The 23,722-nt window shown below is 61.0% G+C and carries 23 protein-coding genes and 1 tRNA gene; 12 read left to right on the top strand and 12 right to left on the bottom strand.

Annotation, left to right across the window (positions count from 1 at the left end; genetic code table 11):
- Positions 1–8: 8 nt before the first annotated feature.
- Together ACE3OA_RS18165 and ACE3OA_RS18160 are read left to right on the top strand one after the other, a co-directional pair.
- Positions 9–482, top strand: coding sequence for a CinA family protein (locus ACE3OA_RS18165; protein WP_374313357.1), 474 nt, complete (start codon positions 9–11; stop codon positions 480–482).
- Between the two features lie 9 nt (positions 483–491).
- Complete coding sequence (locus ACE3OA_RS18160) at positions 492–1,403, top strand: hypothetical protein (RefSeq protein WP_374313355.1); 912 nt, start codon at positions 492–494, stop codon at positions 1,401–1,403.
- Here the strand turns inward: ACE3OA_RS18160 and ACE3OA_RS18155 are convergent.
- Positions 1,289–1,681, bottom strand: coding sequence for a RidA family protein (locus ACE3OA_RS18155; protein WP_374313353.1), 393 nt, complete (start codon positions 1,679–1,681; stop codon positions 1,289–1,291). The two genes, ACE3OA_RS18160 and ACE3OA_RS18155, sit on opposite strands and share 115 nt — an antisense overlap.
- 184 nt (positions 1,682–1,865) lie before the next feature.
- Between ACE3OA_RS18155 and gfa the strand changes: the two genes are divergently transcribed.
- The 3 genes from gfa (at position 1,866) to ACE3OA_RS18140 (ending at position 4,814) form a co-directional block, all read left to right on the top strand.
- A complete protein-coding gene (gene gfa / locus ACE3OA_RS18150) occupies positions 1,866–2,435 on the top strand; it encodes an S-(hydroxymethyl)glutathione synthase (RefSeq protein WP_374313351.1) in 570 nt (189 codons plus the stop codon).
- A 227-nt stretch (positions 2,436–2,662) separates the two neighbouring features.
- Entirely contained in the window at positions 2,663–3,799 is a 1,137-nt protein-coding gene (locus tag ACE3OA_RS18145; RefSeq protein ID WP_374313348.1) for a patatin-like phospholipase family protein, read from the top strand.
- Positions 3,800–3,830: 31 nt separating this feature from the next.
- Positions 3,831–4,814, top strand: a complete 984-nt coding sequence (locus ACE3OA_RS18140; protein ID WP_374313346.1) for a DUF4105 domain-containing protein — start codon at positions 3,831–3,833, stop codon at positions 4,812–4,814.
- Here the strand turns inward: ACE3OA_RS18140 and ACE3OA_RS18135 are convergent.
- The 7 genes from ACE3OA_RS18135 to ACE3OA_RS18105 all read right to left on the bottom strand — a co-directional run bounded on the left by ACE3OA_RS18135 (position 4,811) and on the right by ACE3OA_RS18105 (position 12,089).
- Positions 4,811–5,617: an MBL fold metallo-hydrolase gene (locus ACE3OA_RS18135; protein ID WP_374313344.1), complete on the bottom strand. Its 807-nt coding sequence runs from the start codon at positions 5,615–5,617 to the stop codon at positions 4,811–4,813. The two genes, ACE3OA_RS18140 and ACE3OA_RS18135, sit on opposite strands and share 4 nt — an antisense overlap.
- Positions 5,614–6,396 carry a TatD family hydrolase gene (locus ACE3OA_RS18130; protein WP_374313342.1) on the bottom strand — a complete coding sequence of 261 codons (783 nt, stop codon included), beginning with the start codon at positions 6,394–6,396 and terminating at the stop codon, positions 5,614–5,616. Before ACE3OA_RS18130 ends, ACE3OA_RS18135 begins: the two co-directional genes overlap by 4 nt.
- Before the next feature lie 2 nt (positions 6,397–6,398).
- Positions 6,399–7,952, bottom strand: a complete 1,554-nt coding sequence (metG, locus tag ACE3OA_RS18125) for a methionine--tRNA ligase (protein ID WP_374313340.1) — start codon at positions 7,950–7,952, stop codon at positions 6,399–6,401.
- 146 nt (positions 7,953–8,098) lie between these two features.
- Positions 8,099–9,235: a DNA polymerase III subunit delta' gene (locus tag ACE3OA_RS18120; RefSeq protein WP_374313338.1), complete on the bottom strand. Its 1,137-nt coding sequence runs from the start codon at positions 9,233–9,235 to the stop codon at positions 8,099–8,101.
- 4 nt (positions 9,236–9,239) lie between these two features.
- Positions 9,240–9,872, bottom strand: coding sequence for a dTMP kinase (tmk, locus tag ACE3OA_RS18115; RefSeq protein ID WP_374313336.1), 633 nt, complete (start codon positions 9,870–9,872; stop codon positions 9,240–9,242).
- 6 nt (positions 9,873–9,878) lie between these two features.
- Complete coding sequence (locus ACE3OA_RS18110) at positions 9,879–11,024, bottom strand: D-alanyl-D-alanine carboxypeptidase family protein (protein ID WP_374313334.1); 1,146 nt, start codon at positions 11,022–11,024, stop codon at positions 9,879–9,881.
- 114 nt (positions 11,025–11,138) lie between these two features.
- On the bottom strand, positions 11,139–12,089 hold the full coding sequence (locus tag ACE3OA_RS18105) for a septal ring lytic transglycosylase RlpA family protein (protein ID WP_374313332.1): 951 nt from the start codon (positions 12,087–12,089) through the stop codon (positions 11,139–11,141).
- A gap of 309 nt (positions 12,090–12,398) precedes the next feature.
- Between ACE3OA_RS18105 and ACE3OA_RS18100 the strand changes: the two genes are divergently transcribed.
- The 3 genes from ACE3OA_RS18100 (at position 12,399) to ACE3OA_RS18090 (ending at position 13,764) form a co-directional block, all read left to right on the top strand.
- Positions 12,399–12,488, top strand: a tRNA-Ser gene (locus ACE3OA_RS18100).
- Positions 12,489–12,522: 34 nt separating this feature from the next.
- Entirely contained in the window at positions 12,523–12,996 is a 474-nt protein-coding gene (locus ACE3OA_RS18095; RefSeq protein WP_374313330.1) for a hypothetical protein, read from the top strand.
- Positions 12,997–13,152: 156 nt separating this feature from the next.
- A complete protein-coding gene (locus ACE3OA_RS18090) occupies positions 13,153–13,764 on the top strand; it encodes a PAS domain-containing protein (RefSeq protein WP_374313328.1) in 612 nt (203 codons plus the stop codon).
- A 19-nt stretch (positions 13,765–13,783) separates the two neighbouring features.
- Here ACE3OA_RS18090 and ACE3OA_RS18085 read toward each other — a convergent pair whose 3' ends face one another.
- Together ACE3OA_RS18085 and ACE3OA_RS18080 are read right to left on the bottom strand one after the other, a co-directional pair.
- Positions 13,784–14,332, bottom strand: coding sequence for a PAS domain-containing protein (locus ACE3OA_RS18085; protein ID WP_374313326.1), 549 nt, complete (start codon positions 14,330–14,332; stop codon positions 13,784–13,786).
- A 96-nt stretch (positions 14,333–14,428) separates the two neighbouring features.
- A complete protein-coding gene (locus ACE3OA_RS18080) occupies positions 14,429–15,313 on the bottom strand; it encodes a sulfite oxidase heme-binding subunit YedZ (protein WP_374313324.1) in 885 nt (294 codons plus the stop codon).
- A 145-nt stretch (positions 15,314–15,458) separates the two neighbouring features.
- Between ACE3OA_RS18080 and ACE3OA_RS18075 the strand changes: the two genes are divergently transcribed.
- From ACE3OA_RS18075 to ACE3OA_RS18060, 4 genes are all read left to right on the top strand, one after another.
- Positions 15,459–16,607, top strand: coding sequence for an aminotransferase (locus ACE3OA_RS18075; RefSeq protein ID WP_374313323.1), 1,149 nt, complete (start codon positions 15,459–15,461; stop codon positions 16,605–16,607).
- Positions 16,608–16,616: 9 nt separating this feature from the next.
- On the top strand, positions 16,617–16,919 hold the full coding sequence (locus ACE3OA_RS18070) for a hypothetical protein (RefSeq protein WP_374313322.1): 303 nt from the start codon (positions 16,617–16,619) through the stop codon (positions 16,917–16,919).
- A 7-nt stretch (positions 16,920–16,926) separates the two neighbouring features.
- Positions 16,927–19,146: a N,N-dimethylformamidase beta subunit family domain-containing protein gene (locus ACE3OA_RS18065; protein WP_374313320.1), complete on the top strand. Its 2,220-nt coding sequence runs from the start codon at positions 16,927–16,929 to the stop codon at positions 19,144–19,146.
- A 75-nt stretch (positions 19,147–19,221) separates the two neighbouring features.
- A complete protein-coding gene (locus ACE3OA_RS18060) occupies positions 19,222–19,869 on the top strand; it encodes a DsbA family oxidoreductase (protein ID WP_374313318.1) in 648 nt (215 codons plus the stop codon).
- Positions 19,870–19,875: 6 nt separating this feature from the next.
- Here the strand turns inward: ACE3OA_RS18060 and mfd are convergent, their stop codons facing one another.
- Together mfd and ACE3OA_RS18050 are read right to left on the bottom strand one after the other, a co-directional pair.
- Positions 19,876–23,355 (bottom strand): transcription-repair coupling factor, encoded by a 3,480-nt coding sequence (gene mfd / locus ACE3OA_RS18055; protein ID WP_374313316.1) that lies wholly within the window; start codon positions 23,353–23,355, stop codon positions 19,876–19,878.
- Entirely contained in the window at positions 23,355–23,648 is a 294-nt protein-coding gene (locus ACE3OA_RS18050) for a succinate dehydrogenase assembly factor 2 (RefSeq protein WP_374313314.1), read from the bottom strand. The genes mfd and ACE3OA_RS18050 overlap by 1 nt, the downstream gene beginning before the upstream one ends.
- Positions 23,649–23,722: the final 74 nt, after the last annotated feature.

Raw genomic sequence — 23,722 nt, 5'->3', positions numbered from 1 at the left:
GGGGCATCATGGATGTCGCCGGCCTGCTCGATCTCTACCGAAGCCAGGGATTGAAGATCGCAACGGCGGAGAGCTGCACTGGCGGCCTGATCGCAGCAAGCCTCACGGCTGTTGCCGGATCGTCCGATGTTTTCGACCGTGGCTGGGTCACCTATTCCAATCAAGCCAAGAGTGAAAGTCTCGGCGTGTCGGCAGAACTGATCGCCGACAAAGGCGCCGTCAGCCTGGAAGTAGCCGAGGCAATGGCCAAGGGTGCCCTGCGCCGCTCCCAAGCCGATGTCGCTGTCTCCGTCACGGGCGTGGCCGGTCCCGGCGGCGGCTCGGAAGAGAAGCCGGTGGGCCTCGTCTTCATCGGGTTGGCGCGCAAGGATGGCTGGTCGCAGGTTGAACGTTGCCTATTCCCCGGGAATCGCGACACCGTGCGTGCGCATACTGTCGCCCGTGCGCTGGCCCATCTCGTCACAGCCCCTTCGGCGAGCTGAGGCGGTCGCTTGACCCGCATTCTGGGCATCGATTTCAGCGGGGCCCGGGATGCCGGACGGAAGATCTGGATTGCAGAGGCACGGCGCAGCGACGGCCCCCTTGCGATCGAGAACTGCCTTCCGGCAAGCGCCTTGCCGGGCAGCAGCAAGGAGCCGGGGATTGCTATCACCGCCCTCGCCCGCCACATCGTGGCCGAGGCGGACACTATCGCCGGCTGCGATTTTCCTTTCAGCCTGCCGGTGGATCTGGTGCTGGCGCCGGCCTGGCGCGGCTTTGCATTGAGTTTCCGTCAGCGCTTTGTTGACCCACTGAGCTTTCACGATATCTGCCACCGTGAGACCGGCGGCATCGAAGTGAAGCGGCGCACCGACCGCGAAGACAGGACCCCGTTCAACTCCTTCAACCTGCGCCTTTATCGCCAAACGTGGTGGGGCATCGGCCATCTGCTGGCACCACTCGTCGCTGCGAAGGCGGCCACGGTCTGGCCGCAGATGGACCAGGTGTCAGGCAAGCCGGTCATCATCGAGGTCTGCGCCGCCTGCAGCCTGATCCGCCTCGACCTCTATCCGCCCTATAAAGGCCGGACTCCTGCCCACCGCAAGGCCCGGCAGCGTATCCTCGATCAACTGGTCTCAGGCGGCTTTCTGGCACCGCCGAAACGCAGCCTGCGCACCCTTCTCCTCGACAATCAGGGCGGGGATGCCTTGGACGCCGTGATCGGCGCCATCGCCGTCAACCGCGCTCGGCTTGATCACACGCGCGATCGTATCGACCGGCTCGAGGGGCGCGTTTACTACGATCTCAATCAGGCGTCGTTGGCCAAGGCGATACAGTCGAGCTCGATCCTGGCACCAAGCGCCAGTCCAGCCACAGCAACACCGGTCCGTGCCGGCCGATGCGTGCCGAAGAACTCGGCGTAAATCGCGTTGAAGGCTTGAAAATCGCCGATGTCGGCGAAATAGACAGTGCATTTGATGACGCGCTCCAGGCACGACCCGGCTGCAGTGAGCGCATCGCGGAGGTAGCTGAGCGCCTGACGTGCTTCCGGGGCGAGACCGCCCGGCACCAGTTTCAGTTCGCCAGGAAGATGGCCGATCTGTCCCGACACATGGACCATGTCACCGACCCGAACCGCCGAACTGAACGGCAGGACGGGCGGCAGCGAGTCAAGGCGAACGGTTTGCAATGAGGTGGCCATCCGAAATCTCCTGTCGGGGGTAGGTTGTGACCGCAATCCTTTCGCCATCTAGATCCAACTCGCAAACGAAATAATATGACCTCATCACCCACTCGACCATTCAAGCGGATCGTGCCTAGGATCAACCGTTGCTTCACGCGACCCAATGCGAGATCAACACGCCAGCAGATCGGGAGGCATGAGCATGGCTTTTTCAATTCATCCGGCGGTCGACAAGGGCTTCAAGCCGGCAAAGCCAGGATTTTCCGGTGGTACGTTGCACTGCAAATGCAGCAAGGATCCGGTCGAAGTGAAGATCACCGGTCAGACGGCGCATAACCATGTCTGTGGTTGCACCAAATGCTGGAAACCCGCCGGCGCGCTGTTCAGCCAGATCGCTGTCGTGCCGCGCGACAAAGTCACCGTCACCAAGCATGCCGAAAAACTGAAGATCGTAGACGCCAGTGCACCGCTGCAGCGCTATGCCTGCACCGGCTGCGGCGTCCACATGTACAGCCGCATCGAGAACAAGGGCCATCCGCTGTACGGCCTAGATTTCATCCACACCGAACTGTCGAATGACGACGGCTGGTCGCCGCCGGAGTTCGCGGCCTTTGTCTCGTCGATCATCGAAGGCGGTGCGGACCCCGCCAATATGAGCGCGGTGCGCGCGCGCCTGCGTGAACTCAAGCTAGAGCCCTATGACTGCCTTTCGCCGCCGATCATGGATCTCATCGCCACACATACGGCCAAGGCCAAGGGCATACTGAAATAGAGAAGCAGGAAGCCGTGCGGCATAAACCAGGAAGTCCGGCCCAGCTTCGGTGACAGGGTGGCAGCGATGGCTCGGGCCTTCTCTGGGGAATGCGTGCGTCAATGATTGCGCGAATGCATCATATCTTTCAGGGGGAATCGATGCGTCAAATTGTGTGGCGGTACAGTCGCTGTCTGAAATTTCTGCTGTGCTCCGCCGTCCTTGCGATAACGGTCGGCTGCTCGTCGGTGCCGCGCCAAGCCGAACCGCCGGGAAGTGCAGGCACAGCATCGATCGCCGGTTTTACCGATATCCGCTATATGGTGTTCACGCATCCCGAAGCTGTGCGAACGATGCTGAAGGAGGCATACGCGGAAGAAACGGCTGACTGCTATGAAGTGCAGCCAGACGGCACCCGCGTCTACAATTACCTCGCCGTCTCCGGCGGCGGTTCCGACGGCGCCTTCGGCGCTGGCCTGCTGAATGGTTGGACCAAGGTCGGGGGCCGGCCGAAGTTCAAGGTCGTCACCGGCGTCAGTACTGGCGCCCTCATCGCCCCTTTCGCCTTCCTCGGTTCCAAGTATGACGAAACGCTAAAGAAAGCCTATACGACAGTCGACCAAAGCCGCGTCTTCGTCGTGCACTCCTTGCTGTCGATCCTGTGGCAGGAATCCCTGACCGACACGGCGCCCTTGCGGGAAATGGTGGCATCGTTCATCGACGACAAGGTCCTTGCCGATATCGCCATCGAACATGCCAAGGGCCGCCGGTTGCTCGTCGCCTCGACCAATCTCGATGCGGAGGAGCCGGTGGTCTGGGATCTCGGTGCAATTGCCAGCAGCAACGCCAAGAACAAGCTGCAGCTATTCCGCTCTATCCTGGTCGCCTCAGCCGCGATTCCGGCAGTCTTCCCGCCGGTGATGTTCGAGGTCGAGGTAGACGGCAAGAAGTACGATGAAATGCATGTCGATGGGGGCGTGTTCTTTCAATCGTTCTCGATCGGCTCCATCATCGATCTCCCGTCGACGATCAAGAATGCGCACCCCGAATACACCGGCAAGTTCACGCAGCGCCTCTATGTCATCCGTAACGGCCGAATTACACCCGATCCCAAACAGGTTGAGCGTGGCCTTTCCAGTATCGCCGTGCGCGCCATCGGTTCAATGTTCAAAGTATCAGGAATCAACGACCTGTGGCGGCTCTATCTGTCCACCATCCACGACGAAATCGAGTTCAGGTACATTGCCATACCGCTGGAATACGAGGGCACGACGGAGCAGCAGTTCAACGAAGCTGAGATGATCAACCAGTACAAGTATGGTGAAAAGCTGGCCAGCCAGGGCATCCCATGGATGACAACACCACCGGGCTATGCAATCAAATAAGCGGAATGGTGCGCGTGGATTGACGCGATTGATGCGCCTGGCCGCGATCGGGCTCGCTTGGCTCGTTCTCGTCGGCATGTCGGCCTGGGCTATTGCAGCGCTCTACATCGACCTGCCCGCCTCTTGGAGTACGGCGGCGGCCGTATCCTATGCCGCGCTTCTCGTCTGCACGCTGTTCGCCTGCCGCAGCCCGTTATTGCGAATGTCCGTCTGGCTAGCGAGCTTTGCCGTGGTTCTCATCTGGTGGCTGTCGCTGTCGCCCAGCAATAGTCGTCAATGGCAGATGGATGTAGATCGCACCGCCTGGGCCGATATCAGTGGCGACATTGTCACCATCCACAATGTTCGCAACTTCGATTACCGCACGGAGATGGACTATCGGCCGCGTTGGGAGACACGCCGCTATGACCTCTCGCAGATCCAAGGCGTCGACATCTTCATCACCTTTTGGGGTTCGCCCTGGATCGCGCATCCGATCGTCAGTTTTCAATTCAGCGATGGCCAGCACATCGCCTTCTCAGTCGAAACGCGCAAGGTGATCGGGCAGAAATACTCCGCTATCCTCGGTTTCTTTCGTCAATATGAGCTGATCTATACCGTCGCGGACGAACGCGACGTCATTCGCTTGCGTACCAACTATCGAAAAGACGAAGAAGTCTACCTCTATCGCACGACGGCAACGCCCGAGGCCGCCCGCAGCATTTTTATTGACTATCTACATAGCTTGAACAGGCTGCATCAGCGGGCGCAATACTATAATGCCATCACGTCCAACTGCACCACCAACATCCGCATTCATACCTCGGCGGCCTCGGGCAAAATGCCTCCCTGGGATTGGCGCCTGCTGCTGAATGGCAAGGGCGACGAATATGCCTATCAGCACGGCAGGCTCGCCGGTGCCCTGCCCTTCGACGAATTGAAGGCGCGTGCCCATATCAATGACGCCGCGCGTGCAGCCGGTCAGGCGCCGGATTTTTCTGCCCGCATCCGCGCCGGACGTGCCGGTTTCCGTTAAGAAAGCGCGCTGATGAAATCGGGAATTTCGATCGTCAGTCCGTCATAGGCGGGCTCGACCCCCACCGGACAGCGCGCTTTGATGACATCATAATCGACCAAATGGTTCATGTGCGTCAGCACAGTGTGCTTGGGCTTCAGCAATTCTACCCAGGACATGGCCTTGTCAAAATTGGCATGGGTCCGATGTGGCTCGAAACGCAAGCAATCGACAATGAAGAGGTCGAGGTCCTCCAATTTGTCGAGGCTCTCATCCGGCATTTCCACGCAATCCGTTGAATAGGCCATATTGCCGATGCGGTAGCCAGTCGAGCTCGTACCAAAACCGTGATCCTGCGCATAGGGCACGATGTCGATACCACACACATTGAAGGGCTGATTGCCGATCAGATGCGATTGGATGAACGGCTTGTAGAGATGGCCGGAGCCCTTGTTGTTCTGAGCGAAGGCATAATCGAAACGCTGCCGCAGCGTCGCCAAAGTCTCCGCCGATCCATAGATGGGTACCCGGTTGTCGATCGACTTGTCCTTGCTGCGAACGAAACGGAGATCATCGATGCCTTGCGTATGATCGGCGTGGTCATGCGTATAGAGGACGGCATCGAGATGATGGATACCTGCACCCAACACCTGTTCGCGGAAATCCGGGCTGGTGTCGCAGATGATGTTCACATGCTTCTGCTGTACCAGAATGGAAACACGACGCCGCCGGTTCTTCGGATTGTCCGGATTGCATTCGCCCCAACCGGGACCGATAAGCGGCACCCCGCCCGAGCCACCGCAGCCGAGGATGGTGACCTTCATGCCGCCGCCTTGGTGAACAGGCGATCGAAATTTGCCGTGGTCTGCGCGGCAAGATCAGCTAAGGAGAGGCCAAGAAAATCAGCGACAAAGCTTGCCGTGTGCTTCACGAAGGCCGGCTCGTTGCGTTTGCCGCGCATCGGGATCGGCGCCAGATAGGGCGAGTCTGTCTCGACCAGCAGTCGGTTATGGGGGATGGTGCGGGCGACGTCGCGCAAGGCGGTTGCGTTCTTGAAGGTGACGATGCCGGAAAGCGAAATATAGAAGCCCATCTCGAGCGCTGCATCGGCCAGATACTGCGTCGATGTAAAACAGTGTATCACGCCCGTGAGGCCGCCCTTTTTCGCCCCATCCTGCAACAGACGGACGGTGTCTTCATCCGCGTCGCGGCTATGTACGACGATCGGCAGGCCGCTTGCGCGCGAGGCCTCGATATGGGTAGCGAAAACGACCTGCTGCCGTTCGCGCGGGCTCTTATCGTAGAAGTAATCGAGCCCGGCTTCGCCGATTCCAACGACTTTCGGATGCTTCGCGAGATCGACCAGGCGCGCAACATCCACATCCGGCTCGTGCTCTGCTTCGTGCGGATGAATACCGACGGTGCAGCGGATATTGTCATGCGCCGCAGCGATGGCCAGCACCTGTTCGAACTTGGTCACGCGCGTGCAGATGGTCAGCATGCGCTCGACGCCGTTCTCTCTGGCGCGAGTCAAGACGGCATCGAAATCCGTCCCGAAATCGTCGAAATCGAGATGGCAATGGCTGTCGACGAGAGAAACCATGATCAGCCCTTAGCTTCCTCGGGTTCGACATATCGCGGGAAGATCGCGACCGGCGCCGGCAGTGTTGTACCGCCCTTGATCCGGCTCTTGCCGCCGATCTGGCTGAAATCCCGCTCCGTTGCCGCAACGCCAAGGATGTCGAGTAGCTTCGCGGTCGCTTCCGGCATCACAGGCTGCGTCAGGATCGCCACCTGGCGCAGCACCTCTGCCGTTACCCACAATACCGTGCCGAAACGCTCCGGGTTGGTCTTACGCAGCGCCCACGGTTCGTTGCCGGCGAAATACCTGTTTGCTTCCGCGACGACTGCCCAGGTGGCTGTGAGGATCTGGTGGAGCGCATAGTCCCCCATGCTTTCGCGCGCCTTGCCGAGAAGCGCGTCGGCCTGCTCAAGCATCGTGGCGTCTTCTTCATTGAGCGCGGTCGGCTCCGGCAGCCTGCCGTCGAGATTCTTTGCGATCATGGAGAGCGAACGTTGCGCCAGATTGCCGAGATCGTTGGCAAGATCGGCATTCATGCGCTGCACGATCGCTTCCGGGCTGTAGCTGCCATCCTGCCCAAACGGCACTTCGCGCAGAAAGAAATAGCGCATCGCGTCGACGCCATAGGCCTTGGCAAGGTTGAAGGGGTCGATGACGTTGCCGACCGATTTCGACATCTTCTCGCCCTTGTTGAACAGGAAGCCGTGGCAATAGACGCGCTTTGGCAAGGGCAGGCCCGCCGACATCAGGAAGGCCGGCCAATAGACCGTATGGAACCGCACGATGTCCTTGCCGATGATATGTACATCCGCCGGCCAATAGGCCGCGCGTGGATGGTTCGTATCCGGCCAGCCGGTCGCGGTCACATAATTGGTCAGTGCGTCGACCCAGACATACATGATGTGCTTGGGATTGCCGGGCACAGGAATTCCCCAGTCGAAGGTCGTGCGGCTGATCGACAGATCCTTGAGGCCACCCTTCACGAAGCTCATCACTTCGTTGCGGCGGGCATCGGGGCCGATGAAATTGGGCACGCGTTCGTAAAGATCGAGCAGCTTCTCCTGGTAGTTGGAGAGGCGGAAGAAATAGCTTTCCTCCTCAACCCATTCGACCGGCGTACCCGTGGGCGCCAGACGCTTGCCGTCGGCGTTCTGCGAGAGTTCGCTTTCGTCGTAATAGGCCTCGTCGCGGACCGAGTACCAGCCGGCATATTTGTCGAGATAGATATCGCCGGCCGCTTCCATCTTTTCCCACAGGGCGGCGCAGGTCTTGTAGTGCCGCGCCTCGGAGGTGCGGATGTAATCGTCATTCGACGAATTGAGGGCCGGGCCCATCTCGCGAAAGCGCGCCGTGTTGCGATCGGCCAATTCCTTGGGCGTCACGCCTTCGCGTTCCGCTGTCTGCTGCATCTTCTGCCCATGCTCGTCCGAGCCGGTCAGGAACAGGACATCACGCCCATCAAGCCGCATGAAACGGGCGATCGCGTCCGTGGCGATCAGCTCATAGCCATGCCCGATATGTGGGGCGCCATTGGGATAGGCAATGGCCGTGGTGATGTAGAATTTGTCTTTTGACATGGATGGTTCCAATAAAACCTCAATTATTGCCATCCTGCGCAATGGCGCAGGACCCACGCGCTATTCTCGACGTACTGCCAGAGATCGCGTGGCTGGGCAGCCCCCAATCACAGTCATGGGCCGGACCAAAGCGAAGAATGAACGGGCTACCGCCCCGGCGACGCGAGCACCAGCCAGGCCGTGGCCCAAGCTTGCTTGCGGTCGAGATTGGCACTGGTGACCCGAGCAAACAATCGGGTGACCTTTTCCCATGATTGCAGCCAGTGATCAAGGCTGGCGGCCCCGCGCAGGCGTTGCATGAGCCCGGCTTCTCCCGGAAAAACCTCAGCTATCTGAAGGTCTTGCACGGCAGACCAGCGAATGAAGCGGGTCAGCCACCAGTCCAGCAGGGCCGTGGCGATCTCGAACTGCCCCTCGCCGCCCTTGCCCGCAAGCTTGTCGCCGAGCTTATGGAGGATGTTGGCGTCGTAGTTCGGCCAGCTGGCCAGCAAGGTGGCGATCGACTGAAAGAGGTCCAGCCCGGCGCTATCGCTGCCGAAACCCAGGGCCCGGCCAAGCGATCCTTCAGCCAGCGCCGTGCACAGGGCAAGTTCGGCGCTGCCCAGATCGATTCCGTGACGCTTCAGTTCCGAAACGATAACGGCCGGCGGCAAGGGCTCCAGCGCCAGCTTGCGGCAACGCGACCGAATCGTCGGCAGCAAGCGGCCCGGCGCATGCGAGATGAGCAGGATCACCGTGCGCGGGCGCGGTTCCTCCAGGATCTTCAGCAGCGCATTGGCGGCATTCCGGTTGAGTTCGTCGGCGGCATCCACCACCAGCACGCGCCAATCGGATTCACCCGGCGTCATGTGCAGAAATTCGATGGCCCCGCGGACCTCGTCGATGGTGATCTCGGCACGCAGCTTCCCGGTTTTTTCATTGGCGCTGCGACGCAGGACGCGCAAATCGGAATGCGACAACTCGCGTACTCGGCGGAAGATCGGGTGGTCAGGCGGGATATCGAGGCTGGTGAGTTCCGGGATCGGTTCCGGTTCGGGCGCATCGCCGAACAGGCCCATGCCGGCAGGTTCGGCAGCGGCGGGGGCAGGAAGCCCATGGCTCAGCAGGAAGCGCGCCATGCGGAAAGCCAGCGTCGCCTTGCCAATGCCGCGCGGTCCGGTGATCAGCCAGGCATGCGGCATCCGCCCGGATTGATAGGCACGCAGGAAAGCGGCCTCCGCCTCCTGGTGGCCAAGAAGTTGCGCCGTAGCCTCCGGCGGTGGAAAACGCGTTTCGTCCGTCATGCTGTCAGAGGCTGACGCCGAAACGGTCCCGGATCAAGCCGGCGATGTCGGCGGCGATCACCTCGCGGGCACGTGCGGCATCGATTATGCGGCAACGGGTGGGATCGGCGGCGGCCAGCTGGCGGAAGCCGTCGGCCAGCCGCCGATGGAAATCGACCCCCATCCGCTCATAGCGCTGTTCGGTCTCGGCGCGCGCCAGCCCCTTTTCGACTGGTAGATCCATCATGAACGTGAGGCCCGGCTCGGTTGGGCCGACAATGCGCCGGCGCAGGGTCCACAGCCAATCGAGATCGAGCCCCTGGCCGTAGCCTTGATAGGCCAGGGTGCTGTCGGCAAACCGGTCGCAGAGCACCCATTTGCCGGCAGCCAGGGCCGGCCGGATGACATGGGCCAGATGTTCGGCGCGGGCAGCAAAATGGAGCAGTGCCTCAGTCTCCGCCTGCCAGCGCCCCGCCGCGCCTTCGACCAGCAAGGCACGGATTTCCTCGGCACCTTTGGTGCCGCCGGGCTCGCGGGTAACCTCGACCAGTTCTCCCGCCTGCCGCAGGGCTTCGGCCAGCAAGCGGATCTGGGTTGACTTTCCGGCCCCCTCGCCGCCTTCAAACGTGACGAAGCGCAAAGGGGTGACCGGCGGCATGAACGATCAATTCGCGCCGAAGACGAAATGCTGCAGGGCCGCGGCGATGCGTCCACCGAAGCTGAGATCGGCGACGTCCTTGGCTGCCACCAGTTTGGCGTGCGCCTGCGGCATGCCGGGGATATCGATGACCAGTTCGCCGATTTCCTGGCCCTTCTTGATCGGCGCCTGAACGGGGCCCTGATAAACCGCCTTGGCAACGATCTTCTCACGCTCGGCGCGCGGCAGGGTCACCAGCAGATCGGATTCCACGGTGAGCGGCACCGTCTTTTCAGCACCCATCCAGACCTCGGCTTCGCCCAGGACCGTGCCCGGGGTGGCGATGGTGAAGTTGCCATATTCACGATAGGCCCAATCGAGCAAGCCGCCGGCTTCGTCAGCGCGCTCCTGCATGCCATTGAGGCCATGAACGACCATAATGATGCGGCGGCCGTCGCGTACCGCCGAGGCGGTAAGGCCGAAGCCGGCTTCTTCCGTATGGCCCGTCTTCAACCCGTCAACGCCGGAACCCTTGCGATAGAGCAACGGGTTGCGATTGCCCTGCTTGATCCCGTGCCAGACGAATTCATGCTCGGAGAAATATTTGTAGAACTCGGGGAAGTCGTCGATGAGGTGCCGAGCCAGGGTAGCCAGGTCTTTGGCAGTCATCAGATGATTGGGGTCCGGGAGGCCCGAGGCATTGACGAAATTGCTGTCGGTGAGGCCGATTTCCTTGGCTTTCTTGTTCATGCGGTCGGCAAAGGCTTCTTCCGAACCGGCAAGGCCCTCGGCAACGACGACGCAAGCGTCGTTGCCGGACTGTATGATAATGCCCCGAATGAGGTCTTCGACCGGGATCGAGGCGTTGATCTCGACGAACATCTTCGAGCCCTGTGTCGACCAGGCCTTCTCGCTGACATGAAAACTGTCGGTGAGCTTGACGTCGCCACGCTTGAGCGCGTCGAACAGCATATAGATGGTCATCAGCTTGCTCATCGAAGCCGGATGCAGACGCTCGGTGGCCAGCTTGTCGAACAGAACCGCACCGGTCTGATAGTCGACGATATAGGCGTGCTGCGCGTTGGTCACGAGCGGCTCGGCCCGGCTCTGCCCGGCGGGGACACCCAGAATGAGACCCGTGGCAAGAACGCAAGCCAGCAGAAGCTTCAACATATTTCCGACCTCAGAAACTCACATAAGACTCGCCCGAATTGGGCACTTTAGCGCGGCAAATTGATCCTCGAGCCCAACAACGTCAAGCAACATCCGGTTCGGCAGGAAATCCAGTCAGTTCACGGCGATACGGGCATCCGGATGCCCGCTATCGAGTAGCTTCTGCAAGACCTGATCCGCCTCCTCGACCGAGGCCAGCGGCCCCAGCTGGACACGGTAGAAGCGCTGCTGGTTGAGCATGAACTGCGTGATGCGGGTGGGATGGCCGAGGCTGGTCAGCTTGCGCTGCAGTTGCTGGGCATTGGCCTGGCGGAGGAAGGCTCCCGCTTGAATGAAGATGTTGGTCGCTTTCACCGGCACCACCGAAACCTGGCCGGTCAGCTGCGGAATTTTAACGCTGCCGACGGCTGATTGCTTGGCGGCCGGGGCCGGGGCCGCCGGCGCTGGTGCCGCGCTCCCCCCGGCGGGTGGCAGAGCCTGGGCGGTGACAGCTCCGGCCGGCGCGGCGGTCGGCGACGGGCTGAAGACATCGCCGCCTTGGGACGAGGCCTTCGCCGCCAGCAGCATGCTTTCTTCCTTCATCACCTGGACACGGACCTTGGCCGTCCCGTTCTGCTCGAAACCGAGAAGCTGGGCGCCGCGTCGCGACATGTCGATGACTCGGTTGTTGACGAAAGGCCCGCGATCATTGATGCGCACGACGATCGAACGGCCGTTTTCCAGATTGGTGACGCGCACCAGGGACGGCATCGGCAGCGTTTTATGCGCCGCCGTCAGGTCGTTCTCGTCATAGGTTTCGCCATTCGCGGTGGCCTTGGTATGGAAGCCCGGCCCGTACCACGAGGCGATACCGGTTTCGTCGTAATTGTAATCGGCCTGCGGGTAATACCAGACACCCTTCACCTGATAGGGCTTGCCGACCTTGTAGGGGCCGCTGACGTCCGGCTCCTGGCGCGTGACCACCTTGGTCGTTTCAACCGCCAGATTGGTCTCGGCGCAGGCGGCGGCCAGCGTCAGCAGCCCAAGAACGGCCAGAAGACGAGAAAAGTGACGAAACCCCTGCATCTGGACCGCCCGGACCCCTGAATCATCAAGATATAGTGGAAATTTGCGGTCCATAAACTATCCGCCCAGGTCGGTTTGCGCAAGAATGGAAAGGGATTCTGATCAGAACGACCGATCCGCCTGCGAAAAAAGACCGCCATGGCAGAGCATGGCGGTCGACTCGAGGTACAGGTACGGGCTGAAGGATGGCGGGCCGGGCTAGATCGCCTTCCTCTTCATCTGCTCGGCAATGAACTCCGCTTGGCGAATGGCCAGGGCTATGATGGCTTGATTTAGCCTGCCAGGATGGATAAGGACCTTCCGCAAGCCGGAAGGGTGGCCGAGTGGTTTAAGGCTCCAGTCTTGAAAACTGGCGTGGGTGTAAGCTCACCGTGGGTTCGAATCCCACCCCTTCCGCCATCCTGCTTAATGACCGATGACATGGAGAAGGCTGATGACCTTGCTGCAATGGCTAGTTGCGGTCAGGATGGCCCTCCTTACCGTCCTGCTCCTTGGTGGCCAGTTGCAACCCGCATTTGCGGATCCTGCCATTGCCGATCCCGCCATGGCGCAAAAACTTCTCGGCACCCACGCCATCACGCTGCAATGGCTGGGCAGCGGCACGCTGAAGGATGCGGGCACGGCCGAGGTAAAGGCGATGGATGGGGAATGGCGGCTAAGCGGGCGCCAGGAAGCGGCCGAAGGTTTCGTTTCGGTCGACGGCATTGTCACTTCAATCGATGCAACGAGTTTCAGGTTCCGCGGCAAGATCGTCACAGAGGTCAGCCACATCAACGGCGGGAAAGCGTGTATACGGGAAGGTGATTTTCTCTTCCTCAAAAAGGGCAAACGCAGATATTGGCGCATGCAGTCGATCGACAATCCTTGCGACCTCGCGGCGGACTATGTCGATATCTATCTGCGCTGAGGCCCCGCTTGAAATTGCGAAGAAAGCGTCGCCGCAGTGATTGCGATGGGATCGATGTCCTCGAGCATTTCATTCCTCGTATAATAGTATTGGCGCGCTGCTCACAGCCGTTCTAGTGTCTTTGCCAGGGACAATGATCGCAGGTGTCTTGGGGGCATGGGCTGGACTAGGTTGAAGCCGAACTATGCGGGCGCCCTTAAGGATGCCATCGAGCGCTACCGCACCCCGGCCTGCCGTATGCTTGCCAACGGGTTTCTGAGCATGCTCGATGAAGCTGGTGGCGTCATTCCCCAGAAAAACGACCTCAATCTGCAGAACTTCGTCGCCGTCATTCCTCATCTCGCCCTGGTCGCCGTTACCAAGCCGGACAAATGCATCTATCGCGTCGCCGGGGAAAGGCTAAAGGAACGGGTGGGACTCAATCTCGCGGGTCGCAACTACTATGACTTCGTCCCGCCAGAAAGGCGAGACGTGGCCGCGCGGGCAATGCACATGGTTATCGACACGCCCTGCGCCGTGCGCGCGGAAATCCAGCAGAGCTATTCCGGCGGCTCGGCACTCATGATCGAGGCCACCGGATTTCCCTTGAAGTCCTCCGAACCCGGCATCGACGGATTCATCCTCTTCGCCGACCAGGCGATCGAGCCGGATCAGCTCTATCACGAGGTGCACCCGCAACTGCGCGGTGCCAATGTGGTGCACCGTGACCTCATCGACCTCGGTTTCGGTGTCGATGCAGATTTCGAGGATATCGTCCAGACTGAGTAAGGGCGGCGCTAGGCTTGCCTCAGGCTGGCGCAGCGAGGACCTGATCAAGCGGTGTTTCCACGTGCAGTTCCTCGAACCGGTTCCAGAACGGATCGCCATCACTGGACAGATAGATCGCGCCGAAGATACCTGAGGGCGTCTCGCCATCCTCCGAGATAGGCAGATTCAAACGCGCATACGCCAGATAATCCTTGGTATAGGACGTCATGTGATCGTGCGTGTAGGCGACAATCCTGTGGGTCACGATGCGGTGCGTTTCGGCACTGGTGCGGTTGAACTCATCGTACCGCTCCGGCTTTACATGGCAGGCACGTATCTGGGCGCGGCTCAAACGGCCTGGCTCAAAGCCGAAAGCCTGCACGATGATGCTGCCGGCCAGACGATATCGCAACTCATCCGGCGTGGCACCGGCGTCGATCAGATAGAGATGCGGCAACAGCTTGCGCAGCGCAACCGGATCGATATCCCGTCGCCGCGGCACCGAGCCCTTCCGCGACAGGCTGCGCCAGTAGCGCAAAAGCGCCTTCAGGGCCGGGTGCCGGATGATCAACTCGTCGAACGAAATCACAGTATCGCCACGGCCTGACCGCTTAAGGATGGTACTTCGCAAAGCACCATAGCCGGAACGTCCCCCTTAACCAAACACCCTTGCGAACTCGGTGCCTCACGCAGCGAGCGGCGCCCTTTTCGGGGAGGTCTTACGCTGGCTCCAGATCCGGTCTGCCGCCAGCTTCAGGGGAATGAACGCCGCGGTGACCAGCAGCACCCACCAAGCCGGCCGGACGTGGCGGAAATCGAACGTCGCGGCGAGAATCCGCTCGCCGCCGATCCCCGTCGCGAATTGGTACCATGCCGCTTCCCCCAACAATGTGAGCAGAGTTGTCGCGAGCGTCAGCGTGACAAGCTGCCAGACCCCGAGCGCCCGTTCGCCGTTCCAACGGAAGGCCAGGCGATAGAGCATCAGCCACAGAAACAGGCCACTCATCAGGACAGGCTCGCCGACATTGACCTTCGATTGCATGAAGAAATGCGCAAGGCCCAGCACCGCCAACGGATAGACGAGGTAATGAAGGCGCTGCCACCTCTTGCCTCCCAATCGGCGCATCGCGCTGTCGGTCGACGTGACGGCAAGGGCTGTAAGGCCGATGAGGGCCACGAAACCGATGGTGAGATAGATCCGCAAGGCGACCTCGCTCGCCACGAATAGCAGGCGATAGTTCTGTTGCACGATGTAAAGGCAGAAATGAAGCAGCACATAGGCAAAGGCGGCGACGCCCAACATGCGCCGCAAAGTAACGGCGCGCGGCCAGGCGCCAATCCGCCGCAGCGGCGTTACGCTGAGCGTGATCAACAGGAAACGCACAGACCACAGGCCGATGAGATGCAGGGCCGCCGTCACTGGCATGGCGCTGCTGCCAAGGGCGCCAGGTGCCGGCGGCGGCGCGAAGGCCCAGATATAGGCAGCCCAGAGTCCCGGCAGCAGGATGCCGATGAAAACGCCAAGTTTCAGCCAGGACAATCGGCCGGATCTGTCGAGCCATGGATACAAGGTCTACTCCTTTGCCTGATGAAGACCATTCGGCCAGACACGGGCTTCCGTTACATCGCTCGCAAAATTTGACGCTATAACAGTAGGTTGACAAGCCTTGTGCCCCAGCGCACAAGGGTCACTCGCCTTTGTTACGAGTGCTCGCATGAATCCGATCTTTGCCCAGACCTCGACCAGCGTCTTTGAAACCATGTCACGCATGGCTCGGCAATTCGATGCCGTCAATCTCGGCCAAGGTTTCCCCGACGATCCAGGTCCGCTCGACGTGCGCCGGCAGGCGGCCGATGCGGTGGTCAATGGGTGGAACCAGTACCCCCCGATGATGGGCATTCCGGAACTCCGCCAGGCTATTGCGCGGCACTACAAGCGCTTCCATCATCTTGATTTGGATTGGGAAACCGAGGTCATGGTGACTTCGGGCGCCACCGAGGCCCTGGCCGGTGCCCTGCTCGCCTTGATCGAGCCCGGCGATGAGGTCGTGCTGTTCCAACCGATGTATGATGCCTATCTGCCCTTGGTGAAGCGGGCTGGCGGCATCCCCCGCTTCGTGACTCTCCGGCCGCCGCATTGGGGCATCGATGAGGCGCAACTAAAGGCGGTCTTTAATGCCAAGACCAAAGTCGTACTGCTCAACCATCCGCTCAACCCGAGCGGTTCGGTGTTCTCGCCTGCCGATCTTGATCTGTTGGCCAGTTACATCGTCCAGCATGACGCCATTCTGGTCTGCGACGAGGTCTGGGAGCATGTCTTATTTTACAACGTAGAATTCAGGCCCACCCTAACCATCCCGTCACTTCGCCGAAAAACGCTTAAAATCGGTTCCGCGGGGAAAATCTTCTCTCTTACCGGCTGGAAAGTCGGCTTCGTCTGCGCGGCTCCGGAGATCCTGAAGGTGGTTGCAAAAGCGCATCAGTACATCACCTTCACCACCCCGCCCAATCTACAGGCTGCGGTGGCATATGGGCTCGACAAGTCGGACGACTATTTCACCGGCATGCGCCGCGACTTCCAGGAGGCCCAGGATCGTTTTGCCGACGGCCTTACCAAGCTCGGCTTCCATGTCATCCCGTCCAATGCGACCTATTTCCTCAATGTCGATCTCACCAAGGGACGCTTCGCCGGCATGGACGATAATGCCTTTGCCAAGCTGTTGGTCGAAGAGGCGCGCGTGGCATCGATTCCGGTCAGCGCCTTTTATGCCGAGGATGCGGTGACGAGTGTCGTGCGCTTCTGCTTTGCCAAGAAGTTCGAGACGCTCGACGAGGCGCTGCGCCGAATCAAACAGCTCTGCTAGGCTCCCACCATGTATGAAATCGACCCAAGCCGGATCGACCTGGCGCAAGAATTCAAACGCAAGCCCTTCGGTCGCCACAGCGCAGAACTGCAGCGGGTGCTCAACCGCATGCGTTCGGAACCGTTCGAGGGGCATTACGTGCTTCTGCGCGATGGCCGTTTCGGCCCGTGGAAGCTCGCCCAACTTGGCAGGCGGCCGCAGGATCCGATGATGCTGACCGGTCATGTCTTCGAAGATCGTGTCACGGCGGAATGGGCCGTGTTCAAACTGCGCTGGCGGCGTCTCACCGGCCAGGACCTGGCATTGGATTGACCTGATCATGCTCAAAATCGTCGGCTATACGGATCGCCCCTCGGCACGGCCTGGCGAACGTCTTGATTTCAAGGTTTCTTGCGAAGAAGGCGCCAACGCGTTCAATGCACGCATCGTGCGTCTGATTTGCGGCGACGATGGGCCGATCAGTCCCGGCTATAAGGTGATCCCGATCGATGCCAAGGTGAACGCGACCTATCCCGGCCGCAAACAGGCAATCGATGTCGGTTCCTACATGCTTGTCGAGAAGCCGGCCACCCTGCTCGCCTCCGCCGGTTTCACCCTGGCCGCCATCGTGCAAGGCCATTGGATCGACAAAGAAGCGCCGCAGGCCATCATCGCCTGCCATGACTTGGCGCAGGCCGGGTCAACGCGTGGCGTCACCTTGTGTCTGGATCGCAGCGGTGCCGGCGCCGTCACCGTGGGCGACGGGCGCGGGCAGATCACGCTCGGCACCGGCAGACCGCTACTGCCCAGGCATTGGTATCTGCTGGCGGCAAGCTACGATGCGGCAGACCGACGCCTGATCGTCATCCAGCGCCCCTTGGAGCGGCAATTCGGCGAACCCGAGATCAGCGACGGTTCAGCCGTCATCCCCTTCACCCTGCCGGACATGATGGCCGCCACCATCACCGTCGGTGCTTCCCTGCAGCCGGGCCTTCCCGACCGCCGCCACTCGCAGAACCATTTCGACGGTAAGATCGAAGCGCCGGCGCTCTATATCGGCTATCTAGACCCGACGCGTATCAGCCACCCGAGCTGGGCGCCGCTGCCCTGCCTCGCGCGGTGGGATTTCAGCCGTGATATGGCCGCCCGCCACGTCAGGGACCAGAGCGGCAACGGCCTTGATGGCTCGCTGGTCAATCTGCCGACCCGCGCCGTCACCGCATCGAATTGGCACTCTGAGACGACCAATTGGAAGGAACGGCCAGATCTCTACGGCGCCATCCATTTCCATTGCGACGATCTCTACGACATGGGCTGGGCGACGGATTTCACCTGGAACCTGCCGGCCGACCTCGCCAGCGGCATCTATGCCTGCGAGCTGACGACCCAGGATGGCGGCGAAGACATTCTGCCCTTCTTCGTGCTGCCACCCAAAGGCAAGGCGACGGCGTCGGTAGCCCTGCTTGCCTCAACCTATACCTATCTCGCATACGCCAATTCGCATCACGGTTACGAGGACGCGTTGTCGGAAGTCTGCTACGGTGCCCTGCTGGAACTGGGACCGGCGGAGCAGTTCCTGAAAGAGCGGCGCGATTTTGGCGTGTCGCTTTATGACCGGCACCGCGACGGATCTGGCAGTTCCTATTCCTCCTGGCTGCGGCCGATCCTCAATACGCGCCCCAAGCGCGCCATCTGGAATTTCAACGCCGATCTTCATATCACCGACTGGCTGCACGCGATCGGCCAGCCCTATGACATCATCACCGACGACCGCATCCATGCCGAAGGCGTCGAGCTGTTGAAGAACTACCGTTGCGTCATCGCTGGAACCCATCCCGAATATCATACGACCCAGATGCTGGATGCGTTCGAGCGTTATCAAAAGGACGGCGGCCGCCTCATGTATCTCGGCGGTAACGGTTTCTATTGGCGTATCGCCACCAATCCGGAATGGCCGGCCGCCATTGAGGTGCGCCGTGGCGAGGCCGGCACGCGCTGCTATGAACTGCCGCCGGGCGAGCGCTACCACGCCTTCACCGGGGAGTTCGGCGGATTGTGGCGGAGCCAAGGCCGCGCTCCGCAAAAGGTGTTCGGCGTCGGCTTCGTGACCGAAGGATTCGATGCCAGTTCCTATTACACGCGCCTTGCCGACAGCTTCGATCCACGTGCGGCCTTCATTTTCGACGGGATCGGGCCGGATGAGAGCATCGGCAACTTCGGCATCCTGGGTGGCGCCGCCGGATTAGAACTCGACGCCTCTGATCCTGAACTCGGAACGCCGGCCCACGCCTTGATCCTCGCTAAATCCGTCGAGCATTCGAACACATTCCTCCTGACACCCGAGGAATTGCTGGCGGGTTTTCCCGGCCTTGATGCCATTGAAAGTGACCGCTGCCGGGCGGAAATCGTATTCTTCGAAACCCCAAGTGGCGGCGCAGTCTTCTCGACCGGCTCGATCGGCTGGTCGAGTTCCCTGGCGCACAATAATTATGACAACAATGTGTCTCGGATGACTCTGAATGTCCTCCGGCGCTTCCTGGATCCGAAGATCTTCGGTTAGCCCGCGGGCAGACGGGGGCTGGCCCGCTCCCTCTCCACTCTTGCCATATCCCTCCCCGGCTCCCAGAATACCCCCATGTTGCTGGAAATCTTCGCCGATACGGTCTGCCCATGGTGCTACATCGGGAAGCGCCGGTTGATGCGTGCGCTGGCCAATCGGCCGCAGGCCGATCTGGTCATCCGCTGGCGGGCATTTCAGCTCAATCCGGGGATGCCGATGGCGGGCATCGACCGGGCGCAGTATATGACCGCAAAGTTCGGGTCGCTCGAGCGGGCGCAACGGGTGTTCGACAGCGTCGCCCGTGTCGGCCGCAATGAGGGGATCGAGTTCCAGTTCGAGCGTATCAAGCGCACGCCTAACACGCTGCGATCGCATCGACTGCTACAAGCGGCGGCCAGGATAGGCCGCGAGGCCGCCCTGCTCGACCGCCTCTATGTCGCTTATTTCATCGAAGGGATCGATATCGGCGATCCGGAAAAGCTGATCGGCCTGGCCGAGGAAATGGGGCTCTCCGCCGATACGGCGCGCGCGGCCGTCGAGGGCATTCCAGAGATCGATCTGGCATTGGCTGAGGATTTCCAATCGCGGCGACTGGGCATCACCGGCGTGCCCTACCTCATCTTCAATGGCCGCTTCGGCCTTTCCGGCGCGCAGGAACCCGAAGTTCTCTATTCGATGTTCGATCTTGCCCGCGAGGATGACAAGGAGCGGGTTGCTTCCTAAGTCGGTTCACGCAGCCATCTCTGCCAATCTATCCATGAGCTTCCTCACCCCGCTGACGCGAGCGTCGGCATCAAGCCAGTCTTGGCGATAGACCAGTTTCTGATCGGGGCGGACTGACATGATGTCGGAACGCTTCGAGATGTAGTCGATGAGGCGCTCGGGTTTGGCGTAGCGGTTGTTGCGGAAACTCAAAACCGCCCCCTTGGGACCGGCTTCAATGCGTTCAATACCCGCGCTGCGGCACAGGCGCTTCACCGCCACGATCTTCAGCAGATTTTCCACCTCGTTCGGCAGCGATCCGAAGCGGTCGATCATTTCGGCGGCGAAGGCTTCGGCTTCCTGGTCGTTTTCCAGCGTGGCTATGCGGCGATAGAGCCCCAGGCGCACAGAAAGGTCGGTGACATAGTTCTCCGGGATGAGGACCGAGGTACCGAGATTGATCTGCGGCGCCCATTCCTGTTTCTGTTGTGCCCGGAGATCGCCGCGCGCTTCGGCGACGGCTTCCTCGAGCAGTTGCTGATAAAGCTCGACGCCCACTTCCCGAACCTGCCCCGACTGTTCCTCGCCCAGCAGGTTCCCGGCGCCGCGGATATCGAGATCGTGGCTGGCGAGGGTGAAACCGGCACCGAGCTGATCGAGCGTCTGCATCACTTCCAACCTCTTCTGCGCGGTCTCGGTGAGGTTCTTGTTGGGGACCGTGGTGAGGTAGCAATAGCCGCGCAGCTTGGAGCGGCCAATGCGCCCGCGCAGCTGGTAAAGCTGCGAAAGCCCTAGAATGTCAGCGCGGTGAATAATCATCGTATTGGCGCTGGGGATATCCAGGCCGGATTCGATGATGTTGGTGGCGAGCAGCATGTCGTAGCTGCGGTCATAGAAGGCGGTCATCGCCTTCTCAAGGGCCGTTGCGGACATCTGGCCATGGGCAGTGACGATCTTGACCTCCGGTACCAGCTTGCGCACCCGCTCCGCTACGGTTTCGAGATCTTCGATGCGCGGGCAGACGTAGAAGATCTGGCCGCCACGGAACTGTTCGCGGAGAATTGCTTCGCGAATGACGACCGGATCAAAGGGCAGCACGAAGGTCCGAACGGCCAACCGGTCGACCGGCGGCGTCGTAATGAGACTCATTTCGCGAATACCGGTCAGCGCCAATTGCAGGGTGCGTGGGATCGGCGTCGCGGTCAGGGTCAGCACGTGGATGTCGCCGCGCAATTCCTTCAGGCGTTCCTTCTGGCTGACGCCGAAATGCTGCTCCTCGTCGACAATGAGCAGGCCGAGATCGGCAAACTCGATAGATTTCGAGAGCAGCGCATGGGTGCCGATAACGATTTCGACCTTGCCTTCCTTGAGGGCTTCCTTGGTTTCCTTCGTCTCCTTTGTACCTACCAGGCGCGAGAGCTGGCGGACTTGCACGGGGAAACCACGGAAGCGTTCGCTGAAGGTCTTGAAATGCTGCCGGCAGAGCAAGGTGGTGGGCGTCACGACGGCGACCTGCTTGCCGCTCATGGCCGCCGCAAACGCAGCGCGCAGGGCCACCTCGGTCTTGCCGAAACCCACGTCGCCGCAGACCAGGCGATCCATCGGCTTGCCGGCAGCCATATCCGTCAGGACATCGTCGATGGCGCGCTGCTGGTCCTCCGTTTCGGCATAGGCGAAACGGGCACAGAATTCGTCGAACAGACCCGCCGGCGCCTGCAGGGGATCGCTTTCGCGGATGGCGCGCTGCGCTGCCACTTTGAGGAGATGGTTGGCGATGTCCTTGATGCGCTGCTTGACGCGGGCCTTCCGGGCCTGCCAGGCAGCACCGCCCAATTTATCTAGCTCGACCAAAGCATCCTCGCCGCCATAGCGGGTGAGGACCTCGATGTTTTCGACCGGGACATAGAGCTTGTCATTGCCGGCATAAGTGAGCCGCAGGCAATCATGCGGCGCCCCGCCGACATCAAGCGTTTCCAGTCCCTCGTAACGACCGACGCCGTGATCGACATGGACGATGAAATCGCCGGCAGCGAAGTTGGCGAGTTCTGCCAGGAAGGTTTCGGTCTTGCGCTTTCGGGTCACCGTGCGCGTCAGGCGGTCGCCGAGGATGTCCTGTTCGGTGACAACCAGCAGGTCGTTGGCGCGATAGCCCTGCTCCAAACCCAAGACAGCGCGGCCCAGATTATCGCGCGGCCAAGCCATGAATTCGGCGAGGTTGCCAACCGCTACCTGCTTGGTCAGGCCGTGCTCGCTCAGCAGATGGCCGATGCGTTCGACGGCACCTTGGCTCACGGCCGTAAGCAGCACACGCCTGCCGGCCTGCTGCTCGGCACGGATGGCCTTGGCAGCGGCGTCATAGACATTGACGTCTGGATTGATGCGGGCTTCGGCGAAATTGAGGCCCGGCGCCCCCATCGCACGCAAGCTTGTCTCGCTGCCTGTGCCGAAATGATGGAAGGCAAAGATCGTGTGCCGGCGCGCCAGGTTCTTCCAGTCGGCATCCGTAAGATAAAGCTGGTCTGGCGGCAGCGGCTTGTAGGCCGGGGCACCGGATTCCCTTTCAGCCCGGTGCAAATCGCGCCGCGCCGAATAGAAGTCGGCGATAGTGTCCAATCGCGCACGCTTGGCTTCATCGGCCTGATGATCGAGCGTGATGACGCATTGCGGGAGATAGCTGTCCAACGTCACAAGGGCCGCGCCGAAGAGGGGCAGCCAATGTTCCATGCCGGGATAATGCCGACCGGCACTGATCGCCTCGTAAAGTGGATCGTCGGACCCGCTCGAGCCGAAAGTCTGGCGATAGCCGGTTCGGAACGCCTCGATCGCCGCCGGCGTGAGCGTGATTTCGTTGACCGGCTTGATCTGGAACCGGTCGAGCTTTTCCTGGCTGCGCTGCGTCAGCGGATCGAACAGCCGGATATCCTCGATCTCATCACCGAAGAAATCGACGCGCAGCGGCTGTTGGGTTCCCGGCGGGAAGAGATCGACAATACCGCCGCGCAAAGCGAACTCGCCAGGCTCGCTTACAGTCGCATTCCTGAGATAGCCATTGCCGAGCAGATAGGTGGTGAGTGCGTCCTGGCCGAGGGTCTTGCCCTTGGCCAGATCCAGGCCGCTATTGGTGAAAGAAGCGGCGCCTGGCACCTTCTGCAGCAAGGCGCCCACCGTGGTGACGACGATGGGCAGTGGCTTGCCGGCGGCGCCGGCCGCAGCCAAGGCGGTCAGCGTTTCGATGCGCGCGGCCAGAATGTCTCGATGGGGTGAGGAGCGGTCGTAAGGCAGGCAGTCCCAGGCGGGGAATGTCAGAACTTCGAGGTCGGGGGCCACAAAGTGCAGCGCCTCGACCATGCGCGTCATGCGCAGATCATCGCGCGCGACGTGGAGGATGCCGTTGAGCGAGCGCGCCCGGGCAATACCGGCGACGAGTTGGGCGTCATGGCCGTCGGGGACACCGGCGACGTCATGCCGGCCGGCCTCCGGAACGTCAAAGGGCAACGGCTCGCGCATCAGGCGGTCTCGCCGCTGGCGGTCGAATCGCCCAGGCGCACGCGGCCGTAGGCGACGAGGCGCTCCGTGACGGGACTGCGCAGCCGTTCCGGCAAGGGTTCCCGCCCAGAGAGCCAGTCATAGATGTCGGGGTCGATTTCAGTGAGGAAGGCAGTCAAAACGCGTAACTCGTCAGCAGACATGGCGGACAAATGGTCGTCGGCAAAAGGCCCCAGAACCAGGTCAAGTTCCTTGGTGCCCCGATGATGGCATTGGAACATCAGCTTTTTGCGCTGTCGCTCCACCTCCTCCATGCCGATACCCTTCCCTCTTTTACGTTTGGCGCATAGAGTCACCCCATTTCCAGCAGCTGCCGGACCTTAGAATC

It is taken from the genome of Dongia sp. (assembly GCF_041906375.1).
Lineage (GTDB): Bacteria > Pseudomonadota > Alphaproteobacteria > Dongiales > Dongiaceae > Dongia.
This window is presented reverse-complemented; position numbering and strand designations above follow the sequence as displayed.

Excerpts from the sequence above, each read along its gene's own strand:
- metG (WP_374313340.1), bottom strand. The coding sequence starts at position 7,952 with ATGTCAAAAGACAAATTCTACATCACCACGGCCATTGCCTATCCCAAT.
- ACE3OA_RS18165 (WP_374313357.1), top strand. The coding sequence starts at position 9 with ATGGATGTCGCCGGCCTGCTCGATCTCTACCGAAGCCAGGGATTGAAG.
- ACE3OA_RS18105 (WP_374313332.1), bottom strand. The coding sequence starts at position 12,089 with ATGCAGGGGTTTCGTCACTTTTCTCGTCTTCTGGCCGTTCTTGGGCTG.
- mfd (WP_374313316.1), bottom strand. The coding sequence starts at position 23,355 with ATGCGCGAGCCGTTGCCCTTTGACGTTCCGGAGGCCGGCCGGCATGAC.
- ACE3OA_RS18090 (WP_374313328.1), top strand. The coding sequence starts at position 13,153 with ATGGGCTGGACTAGGTTGAAGCCGAACTATGCGGGCGCCCTTAAGGAT.
- ACE3OA_RS18095 (WP_374313330.1), top strand. The coding sequence starts at position 12,523 with ATGACCTTGCTGCAATGGCTAGTTGCGGTCAGGATGGCCCTCCTTACC.
- gfa (WP_374313351.1), top strand. The coding sequence starts at position 1,866 with ATGGCTTTTTCAATTCATCCGGCGGTCGACAAGGGCTTCAAGCCGGCA.
- ACE3OA_RS18075 (WP_374313323.1), top strand. The coding sequence starts at position 15,459 with ATGAATCCGATCTTTGCCCAGACCTCGACCAGCGTCTTTGAAACCATG.
- ACE3OA_RS18065 (WP_374313320.1), top strand. The coding sequence starts at position 16,927 with ATGCTCAAAATCGTCGGCTATACGGATCGCCCCTCGGCACGGCCTGGC.
- ACE3OA_RS18060 (WP_374313318.1), top strand. The coding sequence starts at position 19,222 with ATGTTGCTGGAAATCTTCGCCGATACGGTCTGCCCATGGTGCTACATC.
- tmk (WP_374313336.1), bottom strand. The coding sequence starts at position 9,872 with ATGCCGCCGGTCACCCCTTTGCGCTTCGTCACGTTTGAAGGCGGCGAG.
- ACE3OA_RS18110 (WP_374313334.1), bottom strand. The coding sequence starts at position 11,024 with ATGTTGAAGCTTCTGCTGGCTTGCGTTCTTGCCACGGGTCTCATTCTG.
- ACE3OA_RS18070 (WP_374313322.1), top strand. The coding sequence starts at position 16,617 with ATGTATGAAATCGACCCAAGCCGGATCGACCTGGCGCAAGAATTCAAA.
- ACE3OA_RS18140 (WP_374313346.1), top strand. The coding sequence starts at position 3,831 with ATGCGCCTGGCCGCGATCGGGCTCGCTTGGCTCGTTCTCGTCGGCATG.
- ACE3OA_RS18120 (WP_374313338.1), bottom strand. The coding sequence starts at position 9,235 with ATGACGGACGAAACGCGTTTTCCACCGCCGGAGGCTACGGCGCAACTT.
- ACE3OA_RS18155 (WP_374313353.1), bottom strand. The coding sequence starts at position 1,681 with ATGGCCACCTCATTGCAAACCGTTCGCCTTGACTCGCTGCCGCCCGTC.
- ACE3OA_RS18050 (WP_374313314.1), bottom strand. The coding sequence starts at position 23,648 with ATGGAGGAGGTGGAGCGACAGCGCAAAAAGCTGATGTTCCAATGCCAT.
- ACE3OA_RS18135 (WP_374313344.1), bottom strand. The coding sequence starts at position 5,617 with ATGAAGGTCACCATCCTCGGCTGCGGTGGCTCGGGCGGGGTGCCGCTT.
- ACE3OA_RS18130 (WP_374313342.1), bottom strand. The coding sequence starts at position 6,396 with ATGGTTTCTCTCGTCGACAGCCATTGCCATCTCGATTTCGACGATTTC.